The 12,539-nt window shown below is 72.8% G+C and carries 15 protein-coding genes; 7 read left to right on the top strand and 8 right to left on the bottom strand.

The features are described 5' to 3' along the window. The first annotated feature begins 99 nt into the window (after positions 1 to 99). Positions 100 to 468, top strand: a complete 369-nt coding sequence (locus M5362_RS02150; protein WP_260225505.1) for a hypothetical protein — start codon at positions 100 to 102, stop codon at positions 466 to 468. A 52-nt stretch (positions 469 to 520) separates the two neighbouring features. Here M5362_RS02150 and M5362_RS02145 read toward each other — a convergent pair whose 3' ends face one another. Continuing rightward, on the bottom strand, positions 521 to 724 hold the full coding sequence (locus M5362_RS02145) for a cold-shock protein (RefSeq protein WP_260225504.1): 204 nt from the start codon (positions 722 to 724) through the stop codon (positions 521 to 523). A gap of 78 nt (positions 725 to 802) precedes the next feature. Between M5362_RS02145 and M5362_RS02140 the strand changes: the two genes are divergently transcribed. Further along, positions 803 to 1,387 carry a nucleosidase gene (locus tag M5362_RS02140; protein WP_260225503.1) on the top strand — a complete coding sequence of 195 codons (585 nt, stop codon included), beginning with the start codon at positions 803 to 805 and terminating at the stop codon, positions 1,385 to 1,387. Here the strand turns inward: M5362_RS02140 and M5362_RS02135 are convergent. Beyond that, entirely contained in the window at positions 1,384 to 2,412 is a 1,029-nt protein-coding gene (locus tag M5362_RS02135) for a helix-turn-helix domain-containing protein (protein WP_260225502.1), read from the bottom strand. The genes M5362_RS02140 and M5362_RS02135 overlap by 4 nt on opposite strands. A gap of 52 nt (positions 2,413 to 2,464) precedes the next feature. Here M5362_RS02135 and M5362_RS02130 point away from each other — a divergent pair, with 52 nt between their 5' ends. Together M5362_RS02130 and M5362_RS02125 are read left to right on the top strand one after the other, a co-directional pair. Next, on the top strand, positions 2,465 to 2,878 hold the full coding sequence (locus M5362_RS02130) for a cupin domain-containing protein (protein WP_261365461.1): 414 nt from the start codon (positions 2,465 to 2,467) through the stop codon (positions 2,876 to 2,878). Positions 2,879 to 3,204: 326 nt separating this feature from the next. Then, complete coding sequence (locus M5362_RS02125) at positions 3,205 to 4,044, top strand: hypothetical protein (protein WP_260225501.1); 840 nt, start codon at positions 3,205 to 3,207, stop codon at positions 4,042 to 4,044. Here the strand turns inward: M5362_RS02125 and M5362_RS02120 are convergent. The 3 genes from M5362_RS02120 to M5362_RS02110 all read right to left on the bottom strand — a co-directional run bounded on the left by M5362_RS02120 (position 4,041) and on the right by M5362_RS02110 (position 7,261). Next, on the bottom strand, positions 4,041 to 5,150 hold the full coding sequence (locus tag M5362_RS02120) for a PP2C family protein-serine/threonine phosphatase (protein WP_260225500.1): 1,110 nt from the start codon (positions 5,148 to 5,150) through the stop codon (positions 4,041 to 4,043). The two genes, M5362_RS02125 and M5362_RS02120, sit on opposite strands and share 4 nt — an antisense overlap. Before the next feature lie 69 nt (positions 5,151 to 5,219). Then, the gene (locus M5362_RS02115; protein ID WP_260225499.1) at positions 5,220 to 6,623 is read right to left on the bottom strand and encodes an MFS transporter; all 1,404 of its coding nucleotides are present in this window, start codon (positions 6,621 to 6,623) and stop codon (positions 5,220 to 5,222) included. A gap of 35 nt (positions 6,624 to 6,658) precedes the next feature. Further along, positions 6,659 to 7,261 carry a TetR/AcrR family transcriptional regulator gene (locus tag M5362_RS02110; protein ID WP_260225498.1) on the bottom strand — a complete coding sequence of 201 codons (603 nt, stop codon included), beginning with the start codon at positions 7,259 to 7,261 and terminating at the stop codon, positions 6,659 to 6,661. 366 nt (positions 7,262 to 7,627) lie between these two features. On the opposite strand from M5362_RS02110, the gene M5362_RS02105 reads away from it, so the two are divergent. Further along, positions 7,628 to 8,212: a TMEM165/GDT1 family protein gene (locus M5362_RS02105; protein ID WP_260225497.1), complete on the top strand. Its 585-nt coding sequence runs from the start codon at positions 7,628 to 7,630 to the stop codon at positions 8,210 to 8,212. 66 nt (positions 8,213 to 8,278) lie between these two features. On the opposite strand, the gene M5362_RS02100 is transcribed toward M5362_RS02105, so the two are convergent. Beyond that, entirely contained in the window at positions 8,279 to 9,082 is an 804-nt protein-coding gene (locus tag M5362_RS02100) for a uridine kinase (RefSeq protein WP_260225496.1), read from the bottom strand. Between the two features lie 130 nt (positions 9,083 to 9,212). Beyond that, positions 9,213 to 9,554: a DUF5713 family protein gene (locus M5362_RS02095; protein WP_260225495.1), complete on the bottom strand. Its 342-nt coding sequence runs from the start codon at positions 9,552 to 9,554 to the stop codon at positions 9,213 to 9,215. A gap of 175 nt (positions 9,555 to 9,729) precedes the next feature. On the opposite strand from M5362_RS02095, the gene M5362_RS02090 reads away from it, so the two are divergent. Beyond that, positions 9,730 to 10,047: a cupin gene (locus M5362_RS02090; protein WP_260225494.1), complete on the top strand. Its 318-nt coding sequence runs from the start codon at positions 9,730 to 9,732 to the stop codon at positions 10,045 to 10,047. 18 nt (positions 10,048 to 10,065) lie between these two features. Here the strand turns inward: M5362_RS02090 and M5362_RS02085 are convergent, their stop codons facing one another. Beyond that, positions 10,066 to 10,650: a tetratricopeptide repeat protein gene (locus tag M5362_RS02085; protein WP_260225493.1), complete on the bottom strand. Its 585-nt coding sequence runs from the start codon at positions 10,648 to 10,650 to the stop codon at positions 10,066 to 10,068. A gap of 184 nt (positions 10,651 to 10,834) precedes the next feature. Here M5362_RS02085 and M5362_RS02080 point away from each other — a divergent pair, with 184 nt between their 5' ends. Beyond that, positions 10,835 to 12,445 (top strand): PHB depolymerase family esterase, encoded by a 1,611-nt coding sequence (locus M5362_RS02080; protein ID WP_260225492.1) that lies wholly within the window; start codon positions 10,835 to 10,837, stop codon positions 12,443 to 12,445. Positions 12,446 to 12,539 lie beyond the last annotated feature (94 nt).

Below are 12,539 nucleotides of genomic sequence, written 5' to 3'. Positions count from 1 at the left end.
TGCCTCCCCTGGCCCCGCCTGGCAGCCGCCCGTGCGCGGCCCGACCATGGACGAGATGTCCCGATGCGGGCGGACGACAGGAACGGTCGGTGAACTGCGATGGCACGGGTGACGGTGGACGGGACGGACCTCGTCGTCCGGCTGTCCCTCCGCGAGCGGCTGGCCGCGCGCCGGGGAGACGTACGGGTGCCGCTGACGGCCCTGCGCGAGGTCCGGGTCGAGCCGGACTGGTGGCGCGCGCTGCGTGGATCGCGTGGCCGGGGCCTTTGGATCCCCGGCCGGATCTGCGTGGGCACACGCGTCCTGCCCGACGGCCGGGACTTCGCCGCGGTGAAGGCGGGCACACGGGTGCTCTGTGTCGAGCTGCGTCGCGACGCCGCCTTCGGCCGACTGGCCGTCTCCGACCCCGATCCGGAGCGGGCGGTACGGGAACTCGGCCCGTACGTCCCCACGGACCTGCTGGAATGAGGCCGTCCCGTCAGGTGGATGTGCCCGACCGCAGGCCGGGCGACCTTCCCGGTCAGGTCGGGGCGACGTTCTCGGCCTGGGGCCCCTTCGGGCCCTGAACCACGTCGAACGCGACCTTCTGTCCCTCGGCGAGCTCGCGGTAGCCGGTGCTGGCGATGGCCGAGTAGTGGACGAACACGTCCGGGCCGCCGCCGTCCTGCTCGATGAAGCCGAAGCCCTTCTCCGCGTTGAACCACTTCACTGTTCCGGTTGCCATGGTGATCTCCTCGGCAATGGCGAACACCTCCATCCTCTCTCGGCACGGCCCAGAAGTCCCGGCGGGTAGCGTGTCCGCATGGAACTCATCGGAGACATCACCGCCGACCGGCCCCTGCTCGTCCTTGCCGTGAAGGAAGAGGCCCAGTTCCTCGACACGGACCTGCCGGTCCTGCTCACGGGCATGGGCAAGGTGAACGCAGCGACCTCGCTCGCGACCGTCCTGGGCCGGGGCCCGCGCCCGTCGGGCGTCGTCAACCTGGGGACCGCCGGGGCGCTGCGCCCGGGGTGGGCGGGGACGTTCGTGGTGGGCACGGTGATCCAGCACGATCTCGACAGCGAGCTGCTCGCGTCGCTGACGGGCGAGACGTACGGGGCTCCCCTGGCCCTGCCGGACGGCGGCGACGTGACCCTGGCCACGGGCGACGCCTTCATCTCGGACGAGGCCGCCCGGGCCCGGCTCGCCGCCCGCGCGCCGCTGGTCGACATGGAGGGCTACGCCCTCGCGACCGCCGCCGCTCTTGCCGGGGTACCGATCCGGATCGTCAAGCACGTGAGCGACGAGGCGGGCGACGGAGCGGCCAGGACCTGGCGGGAGTCGGTCGCCGAGTGCGCCCGGGCGCTCGCGCAGTGGGCGGCGGAGAACACTCCGTACCGCTCCTAGGAACCGGCCGCGACCGGTGCGGTCGCCGGGGGCGCCTCGCGCCCTGGGGGTGCCGTCGGTCCGAAGCGCCGGCGGTACGCGGACGGGGAGAGGCCGGTCTCGCGGTTCATGTGGGCGCGGAGGTTGGCGGCCGTGCCCAGCCCGCTGGCGCGCGCGACGACGTCGAAGCGGGATTCGCCGCGCTCGATCAGCCGGCAGGCCAGGGTCACACGCTCTCCGGTGAGCCAGGCGAGCGGCGTGGTGCCGAGCTGCGCGCGGAACCGGCGGTGCAGCGTGGCCGGGCTGACCGCCGCCCTGACCGCGAGGTCGGCGACGGTCAGTGGGGAGCCGAGGCGCTCCTGGGCCCAGGCGAGGAGCGGGGCGAGGGACTCGTCGGGGGTCTCGGGGACCGGGCGCTCGACGAACTGCCGTTGCCCGCCGTCCCGGTGGGCGGCGAAGACGAGCCGGCGGCTGACCGCGTTGGCGACCTCGGCGCCGTGGTCGCGGCGGACGACGTGGAGACCGAGGTCGAGTGCGGCGGCGCTGCCGGCCGCGGTGAGGATGTCGCCGTCGTCGACGAACAGGACGTCCGGTTCCAGGTGTACGGAGGGGAAGCGGGCGCGGAAGGAGTCGGCCCACTGCCAGTGGGCGGTGGCCCGTCGCCCGGCGAGGACGCCGGCCTCGGCGAGGGTGAAGGCGCCGCTGCAGAAGCCGATCAGTCGGGTGCCGCGCGCGTGGGCGCGGCGGATCGCGTCGAGCACGGCGGGGCGGCGCGGGACCTCGACGTCGGGGCGGTTGGGGACGATGAGCGTGTCGGCGCGGTCGGCCGCGTCGAGCCCGGTGACTCCGGTGAGGGTGAAGAAGCCGTCGCGCATGAGGGTCCGGGGCTCGGGCGAGCAGAGCCGGAAGTCGTACAGGTCGCGCCCGAGCTCGGGGCGGCGCAGACCGAAGACCTCGGTGGCGCAGCCCAGTTCGAAGGGGTTGGAGTTGGCGTCGACGATGATGACGACGCGGTGCGCTCCGGCGTGCGAGGATCCTTGCGGCATATGCTATTTCTAGCACTCACGCCGGGTGACGGGGTGGGACGAGGATGGCTCCATGAGCCGGAACACCGCTGTGAACAGCACCCCCGTCGCCCTTGCCACCGCCCTCGCCTCCTTCGAGGACCTGTGGAGCCCGCGCATCGTGACGCGGGTGAACGACTACGACGTCCGTGTGGCGAAGGTGGCGGGCGAGCACCTGTGGCACGCCCACGACGACACCGACGAGTTCTTCCTGGTGATCGAGGGCGAGCTGCGCATCTCGCTGCGCGAGGAGGGCACGGAGCGCACCGTGGCCCTCCCCAGGGGCTCGGCCTTCACCGTCCCCAAGGGCGTGGAACACCGTCCGTACGCCCCGTCCGGAGCGTCGATCCTGCTCTTCGAGCCGACGGGCACCCTCACGGTCGGTGACCGTCATGAGGAGATCCCCGCCCACGTGGACGTGACGACGGGGCACGTGCTCGACGTGTGAGTCCCCGGCCGGAGTCCGCCCGGAACGGCCCGTGCACCTGTTCAGAGAGCGCATGAGCAGCGCACGGCGCAGCGAACCCGGTCAGGAACGACACCCGTTGCCCGGTTCTCCACGTTTGGGACGGGCGGGCCCCGGCGCCACGGGCGCGTGCCCGCCGCCGCATGCCGAGCGGGTGGCCGACACCCGGACCATCCTGGAGGGGTGGGCCCCGCCCGGAGGCCGCGCGGCGGTGCGGGTGGTGCGCCGTGCGCCCCCGATGCGGACGCGAGCGCCGGGTCGCGTTCCGCGCACGATGCGCACCGGGGGCTTCGAGGGAGGCGGGACGCATGAACGAGTCCGGGGCAGAGTCCGACAGGGCCGGGACGGGCGACAGGAGCGCGACGGCCGGCAAGGCGCGGTTCGAGGACATCTACGACCAGCCCGACCCGCGGGCGTACTTCCGGCGCCTCGCACCGCTGGAGTACGAGATTCCGCAGCAGGCACAGGCCGCGTTCCGGCGCGCGGCGGCCGCGCGCGACGGCGGGGCGGTGCTGGACCTGTGCTGCTCGTACGGGATCAACGCGGCCCTGCTCAACCACGAGGTCACGCTCGCCGAGCTGTACGCGCGCTACACGGACCCTGCGGTGGACGGGCTGACCGCCGCCGAACTCGCCGTACGGGACAAGGAGTTCTACGCGTCCAGGCGCCGCGCGGACGCCGCCCCGGTGATCGGTCTCGACGTCGCGGGCAACGCCCTGCGGTACGCGCGTGAGGTCGGTCTCCTCGACGACGCGTTCGCCGAGAACCTGGAGGAGGGAGCGCCGCCGAGTCCACGGCTGCGGGCGGCGATGGCCGACGTCGGGCTGATCACGCTGACCGGCGGCGGCAGCTACCTCACCCGGCGTACCTTCGCGGCGCTCCTCGAATGGGCGGGGCGGCCTTTGCGGGTCAGTGCGTTCGTCCTGCGGACGGTCTCGTACGGGCCGGTCGCCGAGTGCCTCGCCGGCTACGGCCTGCGGACCGTCGCCGACCCCTCGCGGACCTATCCGCAGCGGCTGTTCACCGACGCGCGCGAGCAGCGGTACGCGGTCGAGGCGGTACGGGCACGGGGTGAGGACCCGACCGGGCGGGAGTCGGCCGGCCGGTTCCACACGGTGCTGTACGAGTCGGCTCCGGAGCGGCTCTAGCCTTCGGGCCGGCGTACGACGAGCATCGCGGCGACATCGTCGTCGACACCGTGGTCGGCGTAGGCGTCCAGCTCGCGGTGGAGCAGGGCGGGGACCCGCTCGCCGGGCTCGTCCACCCAGCGGCTCATCCGCTCCTCCAGGGGGTAGAAGGTGCCGTCCCGGTCGCGGGTCTCGCTCACCCCGTCGGTGTAGAGCAGCAGCCGGTCCCCCGGTACGAAGGGGACCACCTCGACGTGATGGTGGGCGGCGAGGAGGCCGGACAGGTTGACCGGAAGGGACGGATCGGCGAAGGGGACGGGCCGTACGCGGGTGCCGTGCTGGAGGAAGGGCGCCGGATGCCCGCAGCTGAGGAGACGCGCCACGGCTTCGTCGTCGGGGATCTCGACCAGGACGACGGTGGCGAAGCGCCCGGCGGCGTCCGAGTCGGGGTCCCAGGCCCCGTAGCGCCCCAGACCCTCCTCCAGACGGTCGGCGAGGGCCGGCAGGTCCGGCGCCTCGTCGGCGGCGGCACGGAACGAGCCGAGCAGGACGGACGCGGTCTCCACGGCTCCCAGGCCCTTGCCCTGGACGTCGCCGAGCATCAGGCGTACGCCTCCCGGGACGCGCACGGCCTCGTAGAAGTCGCCGCCGATCCGGGCCTTGGCCGCGGCCGCGACGTACAGCAGATGGAGGTCGACGGGGCCGAGCCGGGGCGGGAGCGGACGGAGCACGACGCGCTGGACGACCTCGGCGACCGCCGTCACCTCGCGCAGCTCGCGCTCGTACCGGAGCCGGGCGTGGCTGATCCAGGCGGAGGCCGCGGTCACCGCCGCGAGAGCCAGCTCGTTGGCGGCGATGTCGGGAAAGAACGCGTCACCGCTGTGCACCCCGAGCAGCCCGCCCAGCACCATGGCGATCACGCCGATGACGACGGTGCCCCGGACGCTCCAGGTCACCGCTGCCAGGGCCGGTGCGGCGGCCAGGAGCCGGTCGTAGCGTTCCTCCTCATCGGTGAGGCGGTCGGCGAGCACCGTCAGGACCATGACGAGGAAGGGCAGGAACCGGCCGATGTTGATCTGCGTGCGTGACCGTCCCCGGGGGCGGCCGCGGTGAGCACCGGAGGGCATCTGGTGATCGTACGCAGCGGGGGCGCCGTGACCTGGGCGTCCGCACCGCCCTGGCGTGTCCGGACCGGTTCAGGGCCGCGCCCGAAGGGAGGCCGGGGATGCAGGCGCCTCCGGGGCTTGCGCGGGTGCGCCCCGCCCGGGCAGACCGAGTGCGGCGGCGGCGCCGAGCGCCGCGACGCAGGCCAGGGCCAGGAGGGTGGTCCCCATCCCGGCGACGAAGCCCGCACCCGGGTCGAGCGTCATCAGCAGGGTCGCGGCGGCGACGCCCAGCGCGGGACCGACGTTCATCGCGGTCTGCTGGAGTCCGCCGGCGACTCCGGCGTCGGCCACGGAGGCCTCGTGCACGACGACGGCGGTGGCCGTCGCCATGACCGTGCCGAACCCGGCGCCCACCAGTGCGAAGCAGACGCCGGTCGGCAACGCCGTCGCGGAATCGTCGAGCCGCGAGAGCAGCAGCACGCCGACGGCGAGCAGGACCCCGCCCCCGACCGTCGTACGACGGGGACCGAACCGGCGTTGCAGCAGGGCGGCGGCGGGCGCGCCCAGCACCATCATCACGGCGAGGGGCAGCACCCACAGGCCGGTCGACAGGGGGGCGAGTCCACGGACGTCCTGGAGGAAGTACGTCGCCACGAAGAGCGCGCCGAACAGGACGGCCGACGAGGTCAGCAGGGTGGTGAGGCCCGCCACGACGGGCCGGGAGCGCAGGAGGGCCGGCGGCAGGAGGGGACGGGCGGTACGGCCCTCGTGCCGGGCGAAGGCGGCTCCCGCCGCGACGGCGGCGAGGAGGGCGAGGCCGGTCCCGGGCGTCCAGCCCGATTCCGGCACGGCGACGAGCACATGGACCAGGCAGGCGAGCGTCACGGCGAGCAGGACGGCCCCGGGCAGGTCCAGCGCCGACCCGTCCCGCTTCCCCGCCCGCGGTGCGCCGGCCGTGGTGGCGGCTGGCGTCCTCGGTCGCGCCGGAGCGGCGACGGCCGCGAGGAGGCCGATGGCCAGGGCCGGCACCGCCGTCAGGGCGAACACCGAGCGCCAGCCGAAGGCCGAGACGAGCGCGCCGCCCACGAGCGGCCCCGCGGCGGCCGCGAGACCGATCGCGCTCATGCGCAGCGCGATCGGCATGGCCAGACGGTCGGGCGGGAAGGCCGCGCGGAGCATGCCCAGGGTGGCCGGTTGCAGGAGCGCCCCGAACACCCCCTGGAGGACCCGCAGGGCGATCATCCAGCCGATCCCCGGTGCGAGGGCGATCGCGGCCGAGGTGACGGCGAAGCCGAGCGTGCCGAGGACGAAGAGTCTCCGATGGCCGAAGGCGTCTCCGAGCCGGCCCGCGAAGACGAGGAGGCTCGCGACCGCGACGAGATACCCGGTGCTGGTCCACTGGACCTGACCGAAGTCCGCGCGCAGATCGTGCTGGAGCGTGGGCTGGGCGATCGTGAGCAGGGTGCCGTCGAGCGCGACGACGGCGGCGCCCACGACGCTGCAGGCGAGGGTGACCCTCCGCTGACGTATCACCGCGTCCGCCCGACGGGTCCGAGGTGGGCGTCGAGTGCGGCCCGGAGAAGCGGCTCCGGGTCGTCGGTGCGCGCGGCGAGCTGGAGGCTGCCCCAGGCCCAGAGCTGGGCGATGCCGTGCAGGTTCGCCCAGAACGCCGCCGCGACGGACGCCGGGTCGGGGGCGGCCTCGGGAAGGGCGCGGCCGACGAGCCGGACCAGCAGCTCGAAGAGCGGCAGGCTCGTTCCACGCAGCCCGAGCCGGCCGCTCTCCAGCAGGTCGTGCCGGAACATCAGCTCGTACATGCCGCGCCGGTTCAGCGCGAAGTCGAGATGGACGCGGGCCAGTGCGTCGAGCTGGGCACGTGCCCCCGCCCAGTCCCCCGCCTCCTCCCCGACCACCGCCGCGATCCGTTCCGCGAGTTCGGCGAAGCCCTGGCGGGCGATGGCCGACAACAGGTCGAGGTGGGTCGGGAAGTAGCGGCGGGGCGCCCCGTGGGAGACCCCGGCTCGCCGGGCGATCTCCCGGAGGGACAGCGCCTGGGCCCCCTCCGCGTGCACCAGCTCGACACCGGCATCGATCAGTCGGCCGCGCAGTCCGGCCTGGGTCTCCTGGGTCATAGACACTCTCTACCAGGCACGGGTAGACAGTGTCTACACGGATCGTGCCCGGTCTGGCGCCGTCGCCCGGCGATCACCGTGTCCGGTCGGGCCGTCGTCCGGCGATCAAGGATCGACAGGGTGTCCGCTACACTGTTCGACAGCGAAGGGGAGTAGCCCTGCGAACCGGTCGTCGACACACTGGAGCCCTCGGGTTCCCGGTGGCCGGGTCCGCGCGGAGCGCGGACGGGCGAGACCTTCGGCCAGGCATTCGCCATGTCCGCGTCTCGTGGGTGTGGTCCGTCATGCCGGGCCGAGTGGTTCTTCCCGTCGCCCGCCGTGGTGCCGTGCGGATCCCGGGCCCGGACCGAACAGAGAGCCCCCGGTATGCACCTCGACCCCTTGGCGATCCTCACCGCCTTCGGGCTGATCTTCCTCGCCGAGCTTCCCGACAAGACGATGTTCGCGTCCCTCGCCATGGGCACGCGGATGCGTCCGCTGTACGTCTGGTTCGGCACGTCCACGGCGTTCGTCGCGCATGTCGCCATCGCCGTGGGAGCCGGCAGCCTCATCGGTCTGCTGCCCGACTGGCTCGTCAAACTGATCTCGGCCCTGCTGTTCGCCTTCGGCGCCTTCATGCTGCTGCGCGGCGGGGGCGACGACGACGAGGACGACACGGGCGGCAGGACCGTCACCGGGTTCTGGCCGGTCTACTCGACCGCCTTCATGGCCGTCTTCATCAGTGAGTGGGGCGACCTGACGCAGATCACCACGGCCAACCTCGCCGCCACCAACGGGACGTGGTCCACGGCGATCGGCTCGGCCGCCGCCCTGATGTCCGTCTCGGCGCTCGCCCTGGTCGCGGGCCGGTTCATCGCCAAGCGTGTCCCGCTCAAGACGGTCCAGCGCATCGGCGGTGTGTGCATGGCGGGCCTGGCGATCTGGTCGCTCACCGAGATCTTCGTCGGCTGACGCGTCGACTCGAATCGTCGACGTGAGAGCGCGCCCCCTGGATCGGCCGGTCCAGGGGTCGCGCTCTCACGCGAAGTCCCGGAAGGCCCGGTCCGGATCGCCGTGCGCGTCGGATTCCGCCCGATCACCCACGGGCGGGCGGCGCCTCGGGGCCAGTACGCGGGGACGGGCGAAGTCCGTGTTGTCGACGAGGACGTCCGTGCTCGGCAGCGGATCGACCTCGGCGAGGTAGATGCGCTCCGCCACCAGGTAGCGGTCGCGGTGGACGGCTTCCGCGTCCGATCCCGCCCAGCCCTGGTCCCGCTCCGCTCCCCGTCGTACGGAGAGTTCGGCGTCCACGTCGAGCCAGACGCGGTAGTCCCAGTAGCCGTCGATCTCCGGCCGGAAGGCGAAGACCCCGTCCACGACGAGCACGGTGTCCGGCGCGAGTGGGGTCCGCCGCGCGGAATGGTCGAGCTGGGTGAGCGGATCGATGCCGCACAGGGCGCAGGAGTCGGCCTCGGGCGACCGCGCGGGGTCCAGGAGGAGGCTTCGGACCCGCTCGTAGTCGTACGCGTTGCGGTAGTAGCCCTCGCCGGACTCCCGGTCGTAGAGATGCCGGTCCTTCCAGGGGTTCTTGAAGTCGTCGAGCGTCGCCCGGAGAACGGGCCGGCCCGTGCCCGCGATCCACTCGGCCAGCTCGTGTCCGAAGCTCGTCTTGCCCGCCGCTGTGAGGCCGTCGATCCCGACGAGGAGCCGTCCGGTGCCCCGGGCCAGGATCGCCCGTGCGATCTCCTCGATCAGGGCGGCCCGTTCGGCGGAGGCCGAAGGAGGGACCGGCTGCTGCCAGGTCGAGGACGAGTGGTGGACTACGCCAGGCTGAGCGGTCATGGGCCCGAACCTACCGACCGGGCCCACGCGGCGGACGGCCGGGCCGTGTTCCGCACGGGGAGCCGCGCCAGGTCAAAAACGTCGTCCACGACGAGCGTCGGCTCCTACGGAGAGAGCGCGGTCGACGCCGTCACCACTCGCGGGCGGCGACCAGCTCCTCCACGTCGGCGTCCGCGAAGCCGTAGGCCGTGGCGACGAACCAGAAGTTCTCGGCGATCTCCTCACGGGCGACGGTCTCGATCTCGCTGCCGGCCTCGTCGAAGTCCGCCTCCAGCGCGTTGAACTCCTCCGTGGCCCCTTCCGTGAGCGCGTAGAGCGCCGTCAGGTCGGCCGGTCCCTCCGCCTCGATCCGCTCGCAGAGCCGCAGCAGGATCGCCCGTCCCTTGTCGACGACGTGGTCCGGGTAGTACCCGTCCTCGTAGAGCGCCTTGAGAAAGGCGTACCCCGCCACCTGCTCGTTCGTGATCGCCATCTGTGTCCCTTTCCCCGCATGATCATCAGACGTCCCCATCGTGCACCACGCCACTGACAACGCCGCCCGGTCGGAGCTCCCGCGCCCTCCCGCCCGCCGGAACCCGTCCCGAGTTGCGGCGCGCGTGTCAGGCGAGAGGCTGGACTCACACGCGCGTACCCCGCAGGGAGAGACGATGAGTGACCTCGCAGCCCTCAGCGACGAGCATCTGGCGGCCGCGCGCAGCGCCCCGCACGGCCGGAGCGCCCAGGTGGTGATGCACGACGGGGTGCTCCGGCAGAGCGTGATCGCCCTGCTCGCCGAAACGTCGCTCGACGAGCACAACGCCCCTCCGGCGGCGAGTCTGCACGTGCTGCGGGGACGGGTGAGGCTGACGGCCGCGGGCTGGTCCGAGGAGCTGACGGCGGGAGAGCTGAAGATGATCCCCAAGGAGCGGCACGGCCTCGTCGCCGTGGAGGACGCGGTCGTCCTGCTGACCGCCGTCAACGACTGAGCCGAGCCGCGCGAGGGCTCACACGGTCTCGTCCAGGTCCTCGGCGTAGTACTCGATGGCGCGCCGGTACCTGCCGACCCGGGGATCCTCGCTGGTGGCCGCGACCAGTCGCAGCAGCAGGCGCGTCGACTCGTGATGGTCCCCGGTGTTGAAGAGCGCCATCGCGAGGAAGGTGCGCAGGGCGCCGTCGTCGGGGAACTCCTCGACGCCGCCGCGCAGGGTGGCGACGGCCTCCTCGTACCGACCGAGGACGCGGAAGGTGCTGCCGAGGCCGAGAAGCGCGCCCCTGCGGTCCTCCTCGGACAGCCCCGGTTCCGCGCCGGTCGTCTTCAGTGCCCTTTCGTAGTAGGGCACGGCCTCGGCCTCCAGGCCGAGCACGTCGTGCGCCCAGGCGGTCTGGTAGGCCACCTCCACGTCGTCGGGGTGGCGGGCGGCCAGCTCGGTCAGGCGGTCCCGCGCCTCCTCCTGACGGCCCTGCTCGCGCAGCCCGACCGCGGCCGCCAGCAGTCGGTCCCGCTCCCCGTCGTTCCCCGTGCCGCCGTCGTGTCCGGTGCCTTCGTCGTTCGGCGAGTCGTTCAGCGAGTCTTTCGGCGAGTCGTTCATGGGCGCATCGTCGCAGGTCGCCTCGGAGGGCGGAGCGGCGGCTGCCAGATGACGGAACGCCATACTCCAGCCCGATGGTTGTGGCGGCCGGGCCCATAGGCCGGCCGTGTGCACCGCCCCTAATCTCCCGGCCATCAACCCGACATGCCCGCCCCTGGGCATGACCGAGCCGCCGGGAGATCCCATGCGTCCACCCCACCGCCTCCGCCCGCGCGGGCCGCGCCGGCTGACAGCCCTGCTGCTGTTCGCCGCCGCGGCCCTCTTCCCCACCGCGACCCCCGCGGCGGCCGCCGCCCCCGCACCCGTCCCCGGTGAGCTGCGGCCGTACGACGTCGACGCCGTCTACAGCTCCGGCATATCGTCGGGCGGCTACATGGCCACGCAGCTCCATGTGGCGTACTCGGGCACCTTCGACGGCTCGGCGGTGTTCGCCTCCGGCCCGTACAACTGCGCCCAGAACATGCTCGCCACCGCCCTCAACGCCTGCATGAACACCGTCCAGGACCTTCAGCTCGCGCAGTTGGAGCAGACCACGCGGAACTGGTCGGCGCAGGGATTCGTCGACCCGGTCGCGAACCTCTCGGGCGACCCGGTGTACGTCTTCAGCGGCTCGGGCGACTCGACGGTGAAGCGGCCGGTGGCGGACGCGCTCGCCGACTACTACGGGCGGTTCGGCGCGCGCGTCCAGTACAACCGGAGCACGGCGGCCGGTCATGCCTGGATCAGTCCGCTCGGCCCCAACTCCTGTACGGTCACGCAGAGTCCGTTCATCAACAACTGCGGGTTCGACGCGGAGCGCGACCTCCTCGGCCATCTGCTGGGCTCCGTCGCGGCCCCGAGCACCACCCCGGGCGGCACGCTGATCCGGTTCGATCAGAACGCCTACGCCCCGGGCGGATCGGCGGCGGCGCTGTCGCTGGACGACAACGGCTTCGTGTACGTGCCGAAGTCCTGCTCCGACGGCGCGACCTGCTCCCTGATGGTGGCGCTGCACGGCTGCAAGCAGGGGTACGGGTACCAGGGCTTCGGGACGCAGTTCGTGGACAAGGCGTACCTCAACGAGTACGCCGACACGAACGACATGATCGTGCTCTACCCGCAGGCCGAGGCGACGACGACGCTGGAGAACCCCAACGGCTGCTGGAACTGGTGGGGTTATCAGGGCGACTCCGCGTACGCCCGGCACGGGGGCAGGCAGATCGAGACGATCATGGGGATGGTGGAGGCGCTGCGCGGCTCGGGAACTCCCCCGCCGGTGACCGACCGGGTCACGCTGGCGAGCGTCGACGCGCAGGACGGTTACGTGAAGGCGGCGGCCGACGGCACGGGCGCGGCGGTAGGACCGCTGGAGGATTCGTACGGTCTGGCACTGGGCCGTGGCACGGACGGCAGGATCAACCGGACGGTGCTCTCCTTCGACACGTCGAAGATCCCGGCGGGCAAGGAGATCACCCGTGCGTATCTGACGGTGGCGCGCAGCAGCGGTTCGGGCGATCCCTGGGCCTCCCCGGCGGGCAACCGGCTTCTGGCGGACGTGACGACGGGCTGCTTCGGCGGGTGCGTGGTCGAGGCGTCGGACTGGTCCGCGCCCGCGACCGTGGCGGGCGGCGCGCAGGTCGCCTCCTTCTCGTCGGCCTCCGCGACCTCGACGGATCTGTCGGCCCAGGCGCTCGCGGCCCTCGACCGCAGCGGCACCACGCAGATGCGGCTGCGCTTCGAGGCCGCCCCGGCCTCGACCGCGTACCTCTTCGTGAACAAGGACACGCCGGTCACGCTGACGGTCGAGTACCGCTGACCTGGCCCCGCGTCACCCGGATCGCGGCCCTCGCGCGTCCTGGCGCGGGGGCCCTTCCGTAGGCCGCGCACTCCTGGAGCCGCGCTGAACGGCA

Origin of the sequence: Streptomyces sp. Je 1-79, from assembly GCF_025195125.1 — a bacterium.
Classification (GTDB): domain Bacteria; phylum Actinomycetota; class Actinomycetes; order Streptomycetales; family Streptomycetaceae; genus Streptomyces.
This window is presented reverse-complemented; position numbering and strand designations above follow the sequence as displayed.

Bases quoted from the DNA above. Each gene is read 5' to 3' on its own strand.
- M5362_RS02150 (WP_260225505.1), top strand. From the start codon at position 100: ATGGCACGGGTGACGGTGGACGGGACGGACCTCGTCGTCCGGCTGTCC.
- M5362_RS02145 (WP_260225504.1), bottom strand. From the start codon at position 724: ATGGCAACCGGAACAGTGAAGTGGTTCAACGCGGAGAAGGGCTTCGGC.
- M5362_RS02140 (WP_260225503.1), top strand. From the start codon at position 803: ATGGAACTCATCGGAGACATCACCGCCGACCGGCCCCTGCTCGTCCTT.
- M5362_RS02135 (WP_260225502.1), bottom strand. From the start codon at position 2,412: ATGCCGCAAGGATCCTCGCACGCCGGAGCGCACCGCGTCGTCATCATC.
- M5362_RS02130 (WP_261365461.1), top strand. From the start codon at position 2,465: ATGAGCCGGAACACCGCTGTGAACAGCACCCCCGTCGCCCTTGCCACC.
- M5362_RS02125 (WP_260225501.1), top strand. From the start codon at position 3,205: ATGAACGAGTCCGGGGCAGAGTCCGACAGGGCCGGGACGGGCGACAGG.
- M5362_RS02120 (WP_260225500.1), bottom strand. From the start codon at position 5,150: ATGCCCTCCGGTGCTCACCGCGGCCGCCCCCGGGGACGGTCACGCACG.
- M5362_RS02110 (WP_260225498.1), bottom strand. From the start codon at position 7,261: ATGACCCAGGAGACCCAGGCCGGACTGCGCGGCCGACTGATCGATGCC.
- M5362_RS02105 (WP_260225497.1), top strand. From the start codon at position 7,628: ATGCACCTCGACCCCTTGGCGATCCTCACCGCCTTCGGGCTGATCTTC.
- M5362_RS02100 (WP_260225496.1), bottom strand. From the start codon at position 9,082: ATGACCGCTCAGCCTGGCGTAGTCCACCACTCGTCCTCGACCTGGCAG.
- M5362_RS02095 (WP_260225495.1), bottom strand. From the start codon at position 9,554: ATGGCGATCACGAACGAGCAGGTGGCGGGGTACGCCTTTCTCAAGGCG.
- M5362_RS02090 (WP_260225494.1), top strand. From the start codon at position 9,730: ATGAGTGACCTCGCAGCCCTCAGCGACGAGCATCTGGCGGCCGCGCGC.
- M5362_RS02085 (WP_260225493.1), bottom strand. From the start codon at position 10,650: ATGAACGACTCGCCGAAAGACTCGCTGAACGACTCGCCGAACGACGAA.
- M5362_RS02080 (WP_260225492.1), top strand. From the start codon at position 10,835: ATGCGTCCACCCCACCGCCTCCGCCCGCGCGGGCCGCGCCGGCTGACA.